Origin of the sequence: Mycobacterium cajalii (assembly GCF_045809005.2) — a bacterium.
Lineage (GTDB): Bacteria > Actinomycetota > Actinomycetes > Mycobacteriales > Mycobacteriaceae > Mycobacterium.
In genome coordinates this window covers 2,478,429-2,495,189 of the sequence record NZ_CM141436.1, presented here as the reverse complement: position 1 = coordinate 2,495,189, position 16,761 = coordinate 2,478,429, and the positions used below count along the sequence as shown (strand labels likewise).

General features: G+C 69.7%; 14 protein-coding genes and 1 pseudogene. 5 read left to right on the top strand and 10 right to left on the bottom strand.

Translation table 11 applies throughout. The features are described from left to right. Window positions 1–13: 13 nt before the first annotated feature. From ACJ512_RS11985 to ACJ512_RS11960, 6 genes are all read right to left on the bottom strand, one after another. Entirely contained in the window at window positions 14–1,021 is a 1,008-nt protein-coding gene (locus tag ACJ512_RS11985; protein ID WP_407686347.1) for a VWA domain-containing protein, read from the bottom strand. Next, the gene (locus ACJ512_RS11980) at window positions 1,018–1,929 is read right to left on the bottom strand and encodes a DUF58 domain-containing protein (protein ID WP_407686361.1); all 912 of its coding nucleotides are present in this window, start codon (window positions 1,927–1,929) and stop codon (window positions 1,018–1,020) included. The genes ACJ512_RS11985 and ACJ512_RS11980 overlap by 4 nt, the downstream gene beginning before the upstream one ends. 50 nt (window positions 1,930–1,979) lie before the next feature. Continuing rightward, window positions 1,980–3,113, bottom strand: a complete 1,134-nt coding sequence (moxR1, locus tag ACJ512_RS11975; RefSeq protein WP_407686346.1) for a chaperone MoxR1 — start codon at window positions 3,111–3,113, stop codon at window positions 1,980–1,982. A 152-nt stretch (window positions 3,114–3,265) separates the two neighbouring features. Further along, window positions 3,266–3,994, bottom strand: coding sequence for an NlpC/P60 family peptidoglycan endopeptidase RipB (gene ripB, locus ACJ512_RS11970; protein WP_407686345.1), 729 nt, complete (start codon window positions 3,992–3,994; stop codon window positions 3,266–3,268). A gap of 10 nt (window positions 3,995–4,004) precedes the next feature. After that, complete coding sequence (gene ripA, locus ACJ512_RS11965) at window positions 4,005–5,444, bottom strand: NlpC/P60 family peptidoglycan endopeptidase RipA (RefSeq protein ID WP_407686344.1); 1,440 nt, start codon at window positions 5,442–5,444, stop codon at window positions 4,005–4,007. Between the two features lie 231 nt (window positions 5,445–5,675). Then, on the bottom strand, window positions 5,676–6,227 hold the full coding sequence (locus ACJ512_RS11960) for an Rv1476 family membrane protein (RefSeq protein ID WP_407686343.1): 552 nt from the start codon (window positions 6,225–6,227) through the stop codon (window positions 5,676–5,678). A 240-nt stretch (window positions 6,228–6,467) separates the two neighbouring features. Here ACJ512_RS11960 and ACJ512_RS11955 point away from each other — a divergent pair, with 240 nt between their 5' ends. Next, window positions 6,468–9,287, top strand: coding sequence for an aconitate hydratase (locus tag ACJ512_RS11955; RefSeq protein ID WP_407686342.1), 2,820 nt, complete (start codon window positions 6,468–6,470; stop codon window positions 9,285–9,287). A gap of 13 nt (window positions 9,288–9,300) precedes the next feature. After that, a complete protein-coding gene (locus tag ACJ512_RS11950) occupies window positions 9,301–9,900 on the top strand; it encodes a TetR/AcrR family transcriptional regulator (RefSeq protein ID WP_407686341.1) in 600 nt (199 codons plus the stop codon). 4 nt (window positions 9,901–9,904) lie between these two features. Here ACJ512_RS11950 and ACJ512_RS11945 read toward each other — a convergent pair whose 3' ends face one another. From ACJ512_RS11945 to trxA, 4 genes are all read right to left on the bottom strand, one after another. Continuing rightward, window positions 9,905–10,096, bottom strand: a complete 192-nt coding sequence (locus ACJ512_RS11945; RefSeq protein WP_407686360.1) for a helix-turn-helix domain-containing protein — start codon at window positions 10,094–10,096, stop codon at window positions 9,905–9,907. Between the two features lie 117 nt (window positions 10,097–10,213). Further along, window positions 10,214–11,842, bottom strand: a complete 1,629-nt coding sequence (locus ACJ512_RS11940) for an ABC-F family ATP-binding cassette domain-containing protein (protein ID WP_407686340.1) — start codon at window positions 11,840–11,842, stop codon at window positions 10,214–10,216. Between the two features lie 15 nt (window positions 11,843–11,857). Continuing rightward, entirely contained in the window at window positions 11,858–12,727 is an 870-nt protein-coding gene (locus ACJ512_RS11935; RefSeq protein ID WP_407686359.1) for an enoyl-CoA hydratase, read from the bottom strand. Further along, window positions 12,724–13,083 carry a thioredoxin gene (gene trxA / locus ACJ512_RS11930; RefSeq protein WP_407686339.1) on the bottom strand — a complete coding sequence of 120 codons (360 nt, stop codon included), beginning with the start codon at window positions 13,081–13,083 and terminating at the stop codon, window positions 12,724–12,726. The genes ACJ512_RS11935 and trxA overlap by 4 nt, the downstream gene beginning before the upstream one ends. 108 nt (window positions 13,084–13,191) lie before the next feature. Here trxA and ACJ512_RS11925 point away from each other — a divergent pair, with 108 nt between their 5' ends. From ACJ512_RS11925 to ACJ512_RS11915, 3 genes and pseudogenes are all read left to right on the top strand, one after another. Then, the gene (locus ACJ512_RS11925) at window positions 13,192–15,018 is read left to right on the top strand and encodes an acyl-CoA dehydrogenase (RefSeq protein WP_407686358.1); all 1,827 of its coding nucleotides are present in this window, start codon (window positions 13,192–13,194) and stop codon (window positions 15,016–15,018) included. Between the two features lie 77 nt (window positions 15,019–15,095). Continuing rightward, a complete protein-coding gene (locus ACJ512_RS11920; RefSeq protein WP_407686338.1) occupies window positions 15,096–15,893 on the top strand; it encodes a DUF5666 domain-containing protein in 798 nt (265 codons plus the stop codon). Between the two features lie 124 nt (window positions 15,894–16,017). Further along, a pseudogene (locus ACJ512_RS11915) lies at window positions 16,018–16,745 on the top strand (DUF5666 domain-containing protein). Window positions 16,746–16,761 lie beyond the last annotated feature (16 nt).

The following is a 16,761-nucleotide window of genomic DNA, read 5'->3' as shown; positions in this document are numbered from 1 at the left end:
CGGGGCAGGGCCGTCAGGCCGGCAGCCGGCGGTTGATCAGCAGCGCCGCCAGCGCGGCCAGCGCCAGCACCAGCGCCCCCAGCCGCAGCCAGCCGGCGCTGGCGTCGCCCTTGATGGTCTCGTAGCCGATCTGCTGCTGCAGCGACGCGTAGACGGCCTTGAGCTCCTGCAGGTTCGACGCGCTGTACGAGTTCCCGCCCGAGAGCTGGGCCACCTTCTTGAGCGTCTCGTCGTCGACGGGCACCGGCTGGCGCTGGTCGTTGATCTCGACGAAGCCGTAGGGCGTGCCGAACGAGATCGTCGAGATCGGCACCCCCTGGTCCTTGGCGGTGCGCGCGGCGGTGAAGGCGCCCTTGGGGTTGTCCGGGTTGGTCGGCATCGTCTCCTTGCCGTCGGAGAACAACACGATGCGCGCCGGCGGCGGGGTGTCGCCGCCGCCGATCACCGCGCCGACCGTCGCGATCGCCTGCAGGGCGGTGAAAATGGCCTCGCCCGTGGCGGTCCGGTCGGCGAACTGCAGCTTGCCGAGCGCGTTCTTGGTCGCATCCCGGTTGGTGGTCGGCGACACCAGCACCGTCGCGGTGCCCGCGTAGGAGATCAGCCCGAGGTTGATGCCCGGGGTCAGCTCGTCGGCGAACTGCTTGGCGGCATCCTGCGCGGCGACCATCCGGTTGGGCTGGACGTCGGTGGCGCGCATCGACTGCGACACGTCGATTACCAGCATCACCACCGCGCGGTTGCGCGGGATCCGCACGTCGCGGGTGGGGCCGGCCATCGCGACCGTGAGCAGCACCAGCGCGGCCACCAGCAGGATCGCCGGCACGTGCCGCCACTTGGCCGGCCGCTTGGGCGCGACGCTTTCCAGCAGCTCCATGTTGGCGAACCGCAGGATCCGCCGCTGCCGGGCCAACTGCATCAGCACGTACAGCACGGCCAGCCCGGCGACCACCAGCAGGAACAGGAAGAACCACGCGTGTTCGAAGCCGGACAACGACATCGGACCGAGCAACGGCAACGTCACTGCCGCCCCGCCAGTGCCCCGCGCCGCCGGGACTCCACGAAACGCACGATGTCGGCGAGCCAGTCCCGGTCGGTGCGCAGCGTCAAAACCGGTGCGCCGCAACCGCGGATCGTGCGCGCGACCTCGGCGCGGTGCGCCGCCGCGGCCTTGGCGAAGTCGTCGCGCAGCTGGGCGTCGATGGTGAACTCGCGGGTCACCCCGGACTCGGCGTCCTGCAGCACGACGTCGCCGACGTCGGGCAGTTCGACGTCGCGGGGGTCGAGCACCTCGATGGCCAGCACCTCGTGGCGGGCCGAGATCGCCCGCAGCGGGCGCATCCAGTTGATCGGCCCCAGGAAGTCGCTGATGATGACCGCCATACCGCGACGGCGTTCGGGTCGGCGCAGCGCGTCGATGGCCGTGGCCAGATTCCCGCGCACCCCGACCGGCGCCCGCGGGGTGGTGGCGATGGTGCGCAGCAGCGTCTGCTCGTGCTGGCGTCCGGACCGCGCGGGCACGCGGATCATCCTCTCGCCGTTGGTGATCAGTGCGCCGAGTCGGTTGCCGCCCCCGCTGTTGAGGTAGGTGATCGCGGCCGCCGCCGCCACCGCCAGGTCGCGCTTCTCGCATCCCACGGTGCCGAAGTCCAGGCTGGCCGACATGTCGACCACCAGCCAGGTCTCGAGCTCCCGGTCGGCGATCATCTGGCGCACGTGGGGATGCGTGGTGCGCGCGGTGACCGCCCAGTCCATCCGGCGGACGTCGTCACCGGGCTGGTACTCCCGCGACTCCCCCGGTTCGCTGCCCGGCCCGGGGATCAGCCCGAGGTGATTGCCGTGCAGCACGCCGTCCAGCTTGCGCCGCACGGTGAGCTCGAGGGTGCGCAGCGCCGCCGACAGCTTCGGGTCGTTGATCTGCCCGCGCTGCATCGACGGTGGATGGCGAGCAGCCGCGGGCACCGCGGCGGGGTCGGTGTCGGTCACCGACCGCTGGCCGCGCCCGCGGCCTGCATCACCGGCGGCACCGATTGGCCTTGCTGCGGAACGGCATTCACCTGCGGCAGGGCAACCGTCTGCAGCACCCGGTTGATGACGACCTCGGAGGTGATCTCGTCGGCCAGCGCGTCGTAGGTCAGCACCAGCCGGTGGCGCAGCACGTCGGGGATCACCTCGACGATGTCCTGCGGGATCACGTAGTCGCGGCCGCGCACCAGCGCCAGTGAGCGGGACGCGGCGATGATGCCCAGCGAGGCGCGCGGGGACGCCCCGAAGGAGATCCACGCCTTGACGTCGTTCATGCCGAGCTGCTCGGGATGGCGGGTGGCGGTGACCACGCGCACCACGTAGTCGACCAGCGCATGGTGGACGAAGTTGTTGGCCGCGATGTCCTGCAGGCGCAGCAGGTCGCCGGGGTTCATGATCTGCTTGGGCTGCGGCGGCTTCACACCCATCCGGTAGATGATCTCGCGCTCCTCCTCGGGCGAGGGGTAGCCGACGTTGATCTTGAACAGGAAGCGGTCCCGCTGCGCCTCGGGCAGCGGGTAGACCCCCTCGTGCTCGATGGGGTTCTGCGTGGCCATCACCAGGAACGGGTTGGGCAGCGGGAACCGCTTTCCCCCGATCGACACCTGGCGTTCCTGCATGACCTCCAGCAGCGCGGACTGCACCTTGGCCGGGGCGCGGTTGATCTCGTCGGCGAGCAGGAAGTTGACCACCACGGGGCCGAGCTCGGTGTCGAACTCCTCGCGGCCCTGCCGGTAGATGCGGGTACCGATGATGTCGGTGGGCACCAGGTCGGGCGTGAACTGGATGCGCGCGAAGGTGCCGCCGACGACCTTGGCGAAGGTTTCCACGGCCAGCGTCTTGGCCACGCCGGGAACGCCCTCGAGCAGCACGTGCCCCCTGGACAGCAGGCCGACGAGCATCCGCTCCACCAGCTGGTCCTGGCCGACGATGATCCGCTTGACCTCGAAGATAGCCCGCTCCAGCGTGTGGACCTCGGCTGCCAGCCCGTCACCGCCACCGGAGGGCGCGTCCTGGGCCGGCGGGGCGACGTGCGCGCCCGGGCCCGAGTAACCGCTGGCGCCCTGGGGCGGCCCGCCTGCTGATGTCATTAGCAACCCTCCACAGCTCAATCGGACACATCTGCCGACACGACCGAAATCGTGGGGCAGCCACGTGCCCGCGTCCAACTATTCCAGGCCCGCCGGATTCCGTCGACGCCGCGGCTGCCGCCCGGCAATCACCCGGGCGACCCGCGCCTGGCTCAGTACTCGATGATCCTAGTCAGGTAGGGCGTCATACCGGGCTTGCGCACCGCGCTGACGGTGACCTTGCCGGCGCTTCCGGAGGCCTCGAGCATCTGGCCGTTGCCCAGGTACATGGTCACGTGCTGGCCGCCGCCGGGGCCGTAGAAGATCAGGTCGCCGCGGCGGGCCTGGCTGGGCGGGATGTGGCGGCCGGCGTTGTACTGGTCACCGGAGAACCGCGGGATCAGCACACCGACCCCCGCGAAGGCGTACCGCATCAACCCCGAGCAGTCGAAGCCGGTGATGTTGGCGCCGTCGCCGACGCCCTTGCTGGGCCCCTGCAGCGAGCCGCCGCCCCAGGAGTAGGGCACGCCCATCTGGGAACCGCCCCGCTTGATCACGTACTCGATGGCCTGGCGGCCGTAGACGCGCGGGATCTTCCCGCCGGGATTGGTGGCGGCGGCCGGGGGCTCGCCGCCGGGCAGGTTGATGCCCAGACCGCCCAGGAACTGCCTGCCCAGATCGAAAGTGGTCTGGGTGGCCTGCGCGGTCGCCTGCAGCGAGGCGGTGGCGACCGCGAGCGGGTCCCCCGGCGCGCCCGCGCTGATCGTGGCCGGCAGCGTGGGGTCCCAGCCGCCGGGGTCGGCCGTGGCCACGGGGGCCCGGCCGGCCGCGGAGAATATGAGCCCGGTCACCACGGTGGCGACCCAGGCGAAATTGGTGAGGCGAAACCGATTGCGGCGCATGGCTCCTCGCTCAGTACTCGATGTAGCGGACCACGTAGGGGGTCATGCCGCTGGTGCGCACGGGCGCGACGCGCACCTTCAGCCCTACGTCGGGGGCCTCGAGCATCTGCCCGTTGCCGAGATAGATCGTCACGTGCTGGCTGCCGCCCGGTCCGTAGAAGATGACGTCGCCGCGGCGCATCTGCGCCGACGGGATCTTGCGGCCCAGCTTGTACTGCGCCCCCGAGTAGTGCGGCAGCTTGATGCCCACCCCCGCGAACGAATACAGCACCAGTCCCGAACAGTCGAAGCCGGTGGTGCCGGCACCCGAATCGATGCCCTTGCTGGGGCCGGCCGCGTTGCCGCCACCCCAGGAGTACGGGACCCCGATCTGCGACATCCCACGCCGGATCACGTACTCGGAGGCCTGCCGACCGTAGACCCGCGGGATCCGGCCCGGGGCGTTGGTGAAGCCGGTGTCGTCCGGTTTGAGAATGCCCAGGCCCTGCAGGAACTTTCGCCCCATGCTGGCGGTGACCTGAGCCGAGGTCGCCGAGTATCCCAGCACCTGGTTGACCACCGCGACCGGGTCGCCGGGGACGTTGGCGCTGGGGATCATCGGCAGCGTCGGGTCCCAGGCGCCGTCCCACTTGCGCCCCCCGGTCGCCGGCGCGGCGGAACCGCCGGATTCCCAGCGGTCACCCGACGGCGGGGCGCCGGATCCGCCGCCGCCCGCCGACCACTTGCGCGCGGCCTCGCGTTGCGCGGCCTCGAGCGTGGCCTGGGCCTCGTCGCGCTCGGCGGCCAGGCGGGTGACCTCTTCGCGTTGCCGGACGAACTTGTTCTTGGAGTCCACCAGCGCGGCGACGGCCGCATCCTGGCTGGCCTTGGCCTCGGCGGCCGCCTTGTCGGCCTTCTGCTTGGCGAGCCGGGCCGCCGACTCCCGGTTCACCTGCTCGGTGCGGGCGCGCTGCAGCTTGTCCATCGCCGACTGCGAACTGGCGGTCAGGGCCTGGGCGGTCGCCGCGGTGGCGAGGATGTCTTCGGGGCTGGTCGCGGTCAGGTAGCTGCCCGACGGCCCGTTCATGTACATCGCCGCCGCGAAGTGGTCGAAGCGGCGCTGCGCCCCGGCGATCGCCGCATCGGCGTCCTTGACGGCGCCCCGGCTGGTCTCGACGTCGTGTTCGGCCGCGGCGGCGTCGTCCCGCGCGGTCTCGACGTCGACCATGGCCTTGTTGACGCTTTCGAGTTCCGTCTGGATCTCGGCGTTCAAGTCCTCCAGGCGCTGGTTGGCCTTGGCGACGTTGGCGATCGCCGCGGCCAGTTTGTCGGCGACGGGATCGCCGTGCGCGAGCCCGGGCGTGCTCACCAGCAGCGCCGCGCTGACGAGCGAGCCCAGGACCGCCGGGATGATCGGCCGGCCCAGCCTTGCGGCCGGTCGCGCAGAAAAGCCCCGGATGGTGCCTCTCATTCGACAGGTCTCCTACGTCTAACGCGGGCGGACGGCGCAGGTCGGGACGTAAGGCGCCATAGATAACACGAGCATCATTTGCACCGTACGTCACATGGGACGCTGTGGAAACGGTGGTCACAAACTGCATTCTGGACGTGCGTTTAATGTGACCGAACGGTTACCTGTCGCCTTTGCCAGTCGTGATCATCGGGGTTGCGCCCCGGCGACGATTCGGGCCGAATACCCTCGTCAGGAGCCTTCGGCGGGCTCGGCCGCCGAAGCGTCGGCAGCGACGGAAGACGTTGCCGCACGCCGGCCCCGCAGCTGCAGGAAACGGGTGCCGACGGCCGCGGCGAGCACTCCGACCAACAGCACTATGGTCAGCCCGGTCCAGGGGAACTCGGGGGTCTCCAGCGCGTGCAGGAAGTTCTGGGCCGAGACCACCGGGTTGCCCGTCTTGGAGTGGTCCTCGCCGGCCTCGAGCGTCACACGCGGGAACTGCGTGCTGTAGCTGCCGACATAGCTGGGGCTGAGCGTGAGGACCGTGGCGCCCGGATAGTCGGCGCCCACCACGGTGGAGATGTCGCGCAGGGGCGTGTCGTTGGGCGGATTGTGGTCGAGCAGCACGATCTTGAGGTCGATGCCCTCGGCGTGTGCCTGGTTGACCACATCCAGCAGTCCCGGCACCGCCGCCGGCGGGGCGCTGACCCCGTCCGCCGCCACCTGGGCCTTGACCACGGTCATGTCGACGTCCTGCGGAATGTAGGTGGGCAGGAGGCCGAAGGAATCGTGGCCCGTCATCGCATCGCTCCTTCCGCACGGCTACAGGAACGGTACGCGACCTCCCGGGCCGGCCACGCCGCACGGGCGCCGGCGCGCGGAGAGGGCGGGCGATCGAGCGGTAACGGGGGTTTAAACCCGCGCCTGAGGCGACAAGACTGAGGAGGTACACGTGCGGCCGCAATGCAGGACAACCGTACTGTTAAAGTGGCTCCGCCGGCACGGCCCGTCGGCGCAAGAACTCAATCCCCGGGAGTTGATGTGACTAGCAAGGATCCTGTGAACTCGTTCGGAGCCCGCAACGACCTGAAGGTCGGCGACAAGAGTTACCAGATCTATCGCCTGGACGCCGTCCCCAACACCGAGAAGCTCCCGTACAGCCTCAAAGTGCTCGCCGAGAACCTGCTGCGCAACGAGGATGGCGCCAACATCACCAAGGACCACATCGAAGCCATCGCGAACTGGGACCCCGAGGCCGAGCCCAGCATCGAGATCCAGTACACGCCCGCCCGCGTGATCATGCAGGACTTCACCGGCGTGCCCTGCATCGTCGACCTGGCCACCATGCGGGAGGCCATCGGCGATTTGGGCGGCAACCCGGACAAGGTCAACCCGCTCGCACCCGCCGACCTGGTGATCGACCACTCGGTGATCGCCGACGTGTTCGGCCGGGCCGACGCGTTCGAGCGCAACGTCGAGATCGAGTACCAGCGCAACGGGGAGCGCTACCAGTTCCTGCGTTGGGGCCAGGGAGCGTTCCGCGACTTCAAGGTGGTGCCCCCGGGCACCGGCATCGTGCACCAGGTCAACATCGAATACCTGGCCAGCGTGGTCATGGAACGCGACGGGGTCGCCTACCCCGACACCTGCGTGGGCACCGACTCGCACACCACGATGGTCAACGGCCTCGGCGTCCTGGGCTGGGGCGTGGGCGGCATCGAGGCCGAGGCCGCGATGCTCGGCCAGCCGGTGTCGATGCTGATCCCACGGGTGGTCGGCTTCAAGCTGACCGGCGAGATCCGGCCGGGCGTCACCGCCACCGACGTGGTGCTGACCGTCACCCAGATGCTGCGCGAGCACGGCGTGGTCGGCAAGTTCGTCGAGTTCTACGGCAAGGGCGTCGCCGAGGTGCCGCTGGCCAACCGGGCCACGCTGGGCAACATGAGTCCCGAATTCGGTTCCACCGCAGCCATTTTCCCGGTCGACGAGGAGACGATCTCCTACCTGCGGTTCACCGGGCGCAACGAGGAGCAGCTGGCGCTGGTCGAGGCCTACGCCAAGGCGCAGGGCATGTGGCACGACCCCGACCACGCGCCCGCCTTCTCCGAGTACCTCGAGCTCGACCTCGCCGACGTGGTGCCCTCGATTGCCGGGCCCAAGCGTCCGCAGGACCGAATCCCGTTGTCACAAGCCAAGACGACATTCCGCAACCAGCTGCCCGGCTACGTCGGTGACGACCCGGACAAGAAGGAGTACTCCAAGCTCGACGAGTCCGTCGACGAGTCGTTCCCGGCCAGTGATCCTGGCGCACTGGAGAACGGACACGCCGACGACGCCCCGCCGGTGCACTCGGCGGCCGCGCACGCCAACGGCCGGGTGAGCAAACCGGTGACGGTGAAGTCCGACGAATACGGCGAGTTCGTGCTCGACCACGGCGCCGTGGTGATCGCCGCGGTCACGTCGTGCACCAACACCTCCAACCCCGAGGTGATGCTGGGCGCGGCGCTGCTGGCCCGCAACGCCGTGGAAAAGGGCCTGTCGTCCAAGCCGTGGGTGAAGACCACGATGGCCCCGGGCTCCCAGGTGGTCCACGACTACTACGACAAAGCCGGCCTGTGGCCGTATTTGGAGAAGCTCGGCTTCTACCTCGTGGGCTACGGCTGCACCACCTGCATCGGCAACTCCGGCCCGCTGCCCGAGGATGTCTCCAAGGCGATCAACGACAACGATCTCTCGGTGGCCGCCGTCTTGTCGGGCAACCGGAACTTCGAGGGCCGCATCAACCCCGACGTGAAAATGAACTACCTGGCGTCGCCGCCGCTGGTCATCGCCTACGCGCTGGCCGGGACCATGGACTTCGACTTCGAGAAGGAGCCGCTCGGCACCGGCAAAAACGGCGAGGCTGTCTATCTGAAAGACATCTGGCCGTCGCAGAAGGACGTCTCGGACACCATCGCCTCGGCGATCAACTCCGAGATGTTCACCAGGAACTACGCCGACGTGTTCAAGGGCGACGAGCGCTGGCGCAACCTGCCGACCCCGAGCGGCAAGACCTTCGAGTGGGATCCCGACTCGACGTACGTGCGCAAGCCACCCTACTTCGAGGGCATGGCGGCGGACCCCGAACCGGTCGGCGACATCACCGGCGCCCGGGTGCTCGCGCTGCTCGGCGACTCGGTGACCACCGACCACATCTCCCCCGCCGGCGCGATCAAGCCGGGCACCCCGGCGGCGCAGTACCTCGACGAGCACGGCGTGGACCGCAGGGACTACAACTCCTTCGGTTCGCGGCGCGGCAACCACGAGGTGATGATCCGCGGTACGTTCGCCAACATCCGGCTGCGCAATATGCTGCTCGATGATGTGGCGGGCGGGTACACCCGTGACTTCACCCAGGACGGGGGCCCGCAGGCGTTCATCTACGACGCCGCGCAAAACTATGCGGCACAGAACATTCCGCTGGTGGTGCTGGGCGGCAAGGAATACGGCTCCGGTTCGTCGCGGGACTGGGCGGCCAAGGGCACGCTGCTGCTGGGCGTGCGCGCGGTGATCGCCGAGTCGTTCGAACGCATCCACCGGTCCAACCTGATCGGCATGGGCGTCATCCCACTGCAGTTCCCCGAGGGCAAGTCGGCCGGTTCGCTCGGGCTCGACGGCACCGAGGTCTTCGACATCACCGGGATCGGTGCGCTCAACGCCGGTAAGACACCCAAAACCGTTCACGTCAGGGCCAGGAAAGACGGAGGCGACCCGGTCGAGTTCGACGCCGTGGTGCGCATCGACACCCCCGGGGAGGCGGACTACTACCGCAACGGCGGCATCCTGCAGTACGTGTTGCGCAACATGCTCAAATCGGGTTAGCGCTGAAGCGCCCGTGCCCAAAGTCAGCCAGGACCATCTGGCGGCTCGCCGCCGCCAGATCCTGGACGGCGCCCGTCATTGCTTCGCCGAGTACGGCTATGACAAGGCCACCGTCCGCCGGCTCGAACAGGCGATCGGGATGTCGCGCGGCGCGATCTTCCACCACTTCCGCGACAAGGACGCGCTGTTCTTCGCCCTGGCGCACGAGGACGCCGAACGGATGGCCGACGTGGCGTCCCGCGAGGGCCTCATCCAGGTGATGCGCGACATGCTCGCTGCGCCCGAGCAGTTCGACTGGCTGGCCACCCGGCTGGAGATCGCGCGCAAGCTGCGCAACGACCCCGCCTTCAGTCGCGGGTGGGCGGAACGGTCCGCGGACCTGGCGGCGGCGACGACCGAACGCCTGCGCCGGCAGAAGGAGGCGCAGCGGGTGCGCGACGACGTCCCCGCCGACGTGTTGCAGTGCTATCTGGAACTGGTCCTGGACGGCCTGGTGGCACGGCTGGCGTCCGGGGAGGATCCGCGGCGGCTGGCCGCGGTGCTGGACCTGGCGGAGAAGTCGATGCGCCGCAACCGTTCCGGGAGCGCGACCCAGAAACCCGGCGCGACCTAGGAACTCAGCGCGACCGCGCCGTGTGGTTGGGGCCGCCGCGGCCGCGCATCGTGGTGCCGGACTCGCGCAGCATGCTGTGCACCGATCCGTACGATCTGCCGACGGTGGCCGCCAGATTGCGGATGCTGGCCCCCTGCTCGTAGGCGCTGCGCAACTCCCCCAGCAGTTGTTCGCGCGTCTTGTTCGACTTCTGCACCGGCTTCCTCACTGGCCCCTCTCCCCACGCTCGGACACGATCCAAGCACCCAGAGTAGAAACCCGCCGTCAAGCGTGGCCCGGATTGACCGAAAACGCCTGCGGCAAAAAGTCCGAGCTAGGCCAGCTCGATGAGATCGCGGTAGTCGGCGGACCAGTAGTCCTCGGTGCCGTCGGGCAGCAGCAGCACCCGCTGCGGGTCGAGCGCCTCGGCGGCACCGGGGTCGTGCGTCACCAGCACCACCGCGCCGGCGTAGCTGCGCAGCGCATCGAGCACCTGCTCGCGCGACGCGGGATCGAGGTTGTTGGTCGGCTCGTCGAGCAACAACACGTTGGCGGTGGAGGCCACCAGGCCGGCCAGCGCCAGCCGGGTCTTCTCACCGCCCGACAGCGTGCCCGCCGGCTGGTCGAGCCGCGGGCCGCTGAACATGAACGCCCCGAGCAGACCGCGCAAGTCCTGTTCGCCGGATTCGGGTGCGGCGTGCCGGACGTTCTCCCACACGGTCGCGTCGTCGTCGAGCGTGTCGTGCTCCTGCGCGAAATAGCCGATCCGCAAGCCGTGTCCGGGTTCGAGACCGCCGGTGTCGGGAATCTCCACCCCCGCCAGCAGCCGCAGCAGCGTGGTCTTTCCGGCACCGTTGAGTCCCAGCACCACCACCCGCGAGCCGCGGTCGATGGCCAGGTCCAGGCCGGTGAACACCTCGAGCGAGCCGTAGGTCTTGCTCAGCCCCTTGACCACCAGCGGCGTCCGTCCGCACGGGGCCGGGGTCGGGAACTTGATGCGGGCCACCTTGTCGGCGACCCGTTCGTCGTCGAGGGCGGCCATCATCCGATCGGCGCGGCGCAACATGTTCTGTGCCGCAGCGGCTTTGGTCGCCTTGGCGCCCAACTTGGCGGCCTGCTCGCGCAACGCCGTGGATTTCCGTTCGGCGTTGGCGCGTTCCCGGCGGCGACGCTGCTCGTCGGTGGCCCGGGCGTCGAGGTATTTCTTCCAGCCCATGTTGTAGATGTCGACCTCGCTGCGCACCGCGTCCAGGAACCACACCCGGTTGACGACGTCGTCGAGCAATTCGACGTTGTGGCTGATGACGACCAGGCCGCCGGTGTGCGCCCGCAGGAAGTCGCGCAGCCAGCCGAGCGAGTCCGCGTCGAGGTGGTTGGTGGGCTCGTCGAGCAGCAGCGTGGTGTCCGAACCCGAGCCGCTGTCGGACGCGGCGAACAGGATGCGGGCCAACTCCACCCGGCGGCGCTGCCCACCGGAGAGGGTCCGCAGCTTCTGCGTCAGCACCCGGTCGGGCAGCCCGAGACTCGCGCAGATGCGGCCGGCCTCGCTTTCGGCGCCGTAGCCGCCCAGCGCGACGAACCGCTCCTCCAACTGCCCGTAGCGGCGGATCGCGCGGTCGCGCGCCTCGTCGTCGGCGACCTCGGCCATCAGCACCTGCTGCTTCTCGAGATCGCTGACCAGCACGTCGAGCCCACGGGCCGAGAGCACCCGGTCACGCGCCAGCACCTCCAGGTCCCCCTGTTTGGGATCCTGTGGCAGGTAACCGATTTCACCGGTGGCGGTGACCGAGCCGGCGTAGGGCTGCCCCTCCCCCGCCAGGATCCGCAGGGTGGTGGTCTTGCCCGCGCCGTTGCGCCCGACGAGCCCGATGCGGTCGCCGGGCTGCACGCGAAGGTCCGGGCCGTCGGGCGAGACCAGGATGCGCGCGCCAGCGCGGACCTCGAGGTCCGTGGCCGTGATCACGATCGTGCCCCTTGCCTATTTGTCGTCGGTGAAAACCGCCGGCCGGCGCTCTTTGCGCGCGGCGACCGCTTCTTCGAAGTTCGCGGTGAGCAGGCGGACGAACAGCTGTCCCAAACCCTCGGCCTGCATGTGCCCCTCCAGGCTACCGGCGTCGAGCCCGCTCCACAGTGTGCGCTTGGTCAACTCCGTCCCCGGCCGGGAAAACGCCGCGATCCGCCCGGCGATGGCATAGCAGGTGTCCAACAGCTGGTCCTGGGGTACCTGACAGGACACCAGGCCGATCCGCTCGGCCTCCTCGGCGGTGACGTCGCGGCCGGTCAGCATGATCTCGAAGGCACGCGAGGACCCGATCGCCCTGGGCAGCAGGTAGCTCAACCCCAGTTCGCTGGCGGTCAGACCGTTGTTGATGCCCGCGGCGCGGAAGTACGCGCCGGTGGAGGCCACGCGGATGTCGGCGGCCAGGGCCAGGCACAGGCCGCCGCCGATGGCCGGGCCGTTGACCGCGGCGATCACCGGTTGGTGCAGCCGGCGCAGGGCCAGGATGACCTCGTCGAGGACCTCCATCGAGCGCAGCGCGTAGGTCGGGCGGGTCAGCCCGTCGACGTGGGGCACCGTGCCCGCGGACTTGTGGTCGGCGCCCGAGGAGAAGCCCCGGCCCGCCCCGGTCAGCACGACCACGCGCACGGAATTGTCGTACCTGACCTGCTCGAGGGCCTTTTTGAGCGGCACCATGACGTCGAACGCCATGGAGTTCATCCGCTCGGGCCGATTGAGGGTTACCAGCGCGACGCCCGGCCGCGGTTGCTCCACCAGAACCAAACTCACCCGTGAACGGTAGCGCGGACCCCGGCACCCGGCCGCGACCCGGCGCGCCGGGCGGCTCAGCTCTGCTCGGGCTGGGCCGCCTGAGCGGCCTCGACGTCGAAGGCCTTGACCTGCTGCACCAGGTCCTCCAGCGCCGCCGGCGGCAGGGCCCCGGGCTGGTTGAACAGCAGCATGCCCTTCTTGAAGGCCATCAGGGTGGGGATGGACCGGATCTGGGCGGCCGCCGCCAGCTCCTGCTGGGCCTCGGTGTCGACCTTGGCGTGCACGATGTCGGGGTGCTTCTCCGACGACGCCTCGAACGTCGGCGCGAACTGGCGGCACGGCCCGCACCACGAGGCCCAGAAGTCGACGAGCACGATGTCGTTGCCCTCGATCGTTTCGTTGAATTTCTCGGCAGTGAGTTCCATAGTTGTCACACCCGGCCCAACGCGGCCGGTGGAGGTTGTGTTCCCGCGCGGTTACGGTTGCGTACCTTTGCGTGCTCGGAGACACTGGGCCGGTGTCCGCCGGTGAAGGGAACCACCTTGGGCCACTACATCGCGAACGTCCGTGATCTCGAGTTCAACCTGTTCGAGGTGCTCGAGGTGGGCGCCGTCCTCGGCGCCGGGAGCTACGTCGACCTCGACGAGGACACCGTCCGGACGATCCTGACCGAGGCCGCCCGCCTGGCCGAGGGGCCCCTCGCCGAGTCGTTTGCCTCCGCCGACCGTCACCCGCCGGTGTTCGACCCGCAGCGCCACACCATCCGCGTGCCCGCCGAGCTGACCAAGTCGATCGACGCGATCAAAGAGGCCGGCTGGTGGCGGCTGGGCCTGGCCGAAGAGATCGGCGGCACGCCCGCCCCGCCGCCGCTGACCTGGGCGGTGAACGAGATGATGATCTGCGCCAACCCCGCCGTCACCTTCTTCTGCCTCGGCTCGCTGATGGCCCAGGCCCTGTACGAGGTGGGCACCGACGAGCAGCGCCGGTGGGCGGCCGAGGGGTTGGCGCGCGGCTGGGAGGGCACCATGGTGCTCACCGAGCCCGACGCGGGCTCCGACGTCGGCGCGGGCCGCACCAGGGCCGTCGAGCAGCCCGACGGCACCTGGCACATCGAGGGCGTCAAGCGGTTCATCTCCGGCGGGGACGTCGGCGACACCGCCGAGAACGTCTTCCACCTCGTGCTGGCCCGGCCCGAGGGCGCCGGCCCGGGCACCAAGGGGCTGAGCCTGTTCTACGTGCCGGAGTTCCTGTTCGACCCGGACACCTTCGCGCTCGGTCCCCGCAACGGGGTCTACGCCACCGGGCTGGAACACAAGATGGGCATCAAGGCGTCCCCGACGTGCGAGATGACGTTCGGCGCCACGGATGTGCCCGCCGTCGGCTACCTGGTGGGCGGCGTGCACAACGGGATCGCGCAGATGTTCACCGTGATCGAGCACGCGCGCATGACGATCGGCGTCAAGGCCGCGGGCACCCTGTCCACCGGTTACCTGAACGCGCTGGCCTTCGCCAAGGAGCGGGTGCAGGGCGCCGATCTCACCCAGATGTCCGACAAGACCGCGCCGCGGGTCACGATCATCCACCACCCCGACGTGCGGCGCAGCCTGATGACGCAGAAGGCCCACGCCGAAGGCCTGCGCGCGCTGTACATGTATGCCGCTGCGCACCAGGATGATGCTGTGGCACAACATGTTTCGGGAGCGGATCACCAGATGGCCCACCGCGTGGACGATCTGCTGCTGCCGGTGGTCAAGGGGGTGAGCTCCGAACGCGCCTACGAGGTCCTGACCGAGTCGCTGCAGACGCTGGGCGGATCGGGCTTCCTGCAGGACTACCCGCTCGAGCAGTACATCCGCGACTCCAAGATCGACTCGCTCTACGAGGGCACTACCGCCATCCAGGCGCTGGACTTCTTCTTCCGCAAGATCGTCCGCGACCGGGGCGAGGCGCTGCGCTTCGTCACCGCCCGCATCGCTGCGACCATCGACACCTGCGACGAGGCGCTCAAACCGGACGCGCGGCTGCTGCAGACCGCGCTCGAGGACGTCACGGCGATGACCGGCGCGCTGACCGGGTACCTGATGGCGGCCGCGGAGCACCCCACCGAGATCTACAAGGTGGGACTCGCCTCGGTGCGCTACCTGCTGGCGGTGGGCGACCTGCTGATCGGGTGGCGCCTGTTGGTGCAGGCGGGGGCGGCGCGCGCCGCGCTCGACCGGGCCGACGCTACTGACGCGGCTTTCTATCGCGGCAAAATCGCCACCGCGGGTTTCTTCGCCAGGAACATGCTGCCCAGGCTGAGTGCCCTGCGCAGCGTCGTCGACTCCCTCGACGGCGACCTCATGCGCGTTGCCGAAGACGCCTTCTGAGTTGTTACGCACAGGTTACTTTCAGCTTCAACGGGTACACCCCAAACGTTGGTGCCAAAACCACGATTGGAGAAACGTTGATATCTGTCAGCCCACAGTCCCCTCGACTCACCCGGTTCGCTGTCCTCGCTGTCACCGGAGCCACCGCGCTCTCCATCGCCGCCTGCACCTCGTCGAACAAGTCGAGCTCGACGTCGACATCGACGTCGACCTCCACCTCCACGTCCACCGAGACCTCCACGACCACCGCCCCGCCGGCCGAGGGTCAGGCCAGGGTCAGCGGGCTGGTCGCGTCGGTGGCGGGCAACGCGGTCCAGGTCACCCAGAAGGACGACTCCAACGCCACCGTGGACTACACGCCGACCACCAAGATCACCGAGATCACCCCGGCGGCCCTGACCGACGTCACCACCGGCAGCTGCGTCACCGTGCGGCCCACCAAGGCCGAGGCCGAGGCCGGGCAGCCGGTCACCGCGGCGTCGGTGCGCGTCAAGCCCGCCGTCGACGGCAAATGCCCGCAGCGCCCGAAGTCCGCACCCGCCTCCGGCGCCCCGGCGCCGTCCGGCTCGGCGACGCCGGCGCCCACCAAGCCGATGCCGGTCCGGGGCACGGTGGCGTCGGTGGCCAACAACACGATCAACGTCACGACCAACGACGCCGCCGGCAATCCCGTGCAGACGGCCGTGACGGTCGACGACAAGACCAAGTACTCCAAGCAGGCGGAAGCCACCAGCGACGCGATCACGCAGGGCAAGTGCATCAAGGCGCGCGGCACCAAGGACAGCGCCGGCACGCTGCAGGCGACCAGCATCAAGCTGCGCGAGGCCGTCGACGGCAAGTGCGGCAAGGCCGCGCAGCCCGGCCAGGGCGGATAGCCGCGGCACACGCAGGCCGCAGCCGCCTGAGATTCGTCCCGCCCGGTGCGGGCGCGATAGCAAGTGCCGCGCCCGCACCGGGTATCGACGTGCGAACGGAGAGACGTCGGTGCCCACCATCCCGGTGAAACCCCGAGTGGCCCACCTCGCGATCGTCGCCGTCCTCGGCGTCGTCGTCGCGGTGTGCCTCGCCATGTGCGGCACCACACACCCGGCGGGCGGCAAGGCCGCGAAGCGCAGCGTGACTGCGACCGCCCCGCCGGCTGCCCCGCCGAGCGCGGCACCGCCGCCACCGCCGGCCGACAGGGACTACGTCGAGGGCCTGGTCGAGTCGGTGTCGGGCAACGTGATAGCCCTGCGGACCCGAACGGGCAGCGCAAGGGTCGACTTCGCGCCGGCGACGCGCGTCGTCGAGGTCACCCCCGCCCGGCTGGCCGACGTCACCCCCGGCAGCTGCGTCAACGTGCGCGCCACCCCGCAAAGCGCCGCGTCCGGTGGCGCCGTCACGCGGAATCCGTGACGATCACCCCGGCCGTCGACGGGGCCGGCACCTGCCCACCGCCCGCCGGCTTCTACGGCAGCGTCGCCTCGGTGTCAGGCAACACCATCTCGGTTGCGGGCGGCCCCGGCGGCAGGCCACCCACCACGGTGACCGTCGTGAACGCGACCTCCTACCGCAAGCAGACGGTGGCCAACACCGCGGCGATCGCCAACGGCCGCTGCCTGGGCGCCCAGGGCGCCGACAGCGACGGCGTGCTGCGGGCGACGACCATCAGCCTGCAGGCGTGCCCGCCGATGGGCGGCCACCATCATCACCACCTGCACCTGCCCCACTTCCCCTTCCACCTGTAGGGGGCTGCTCGGGGCG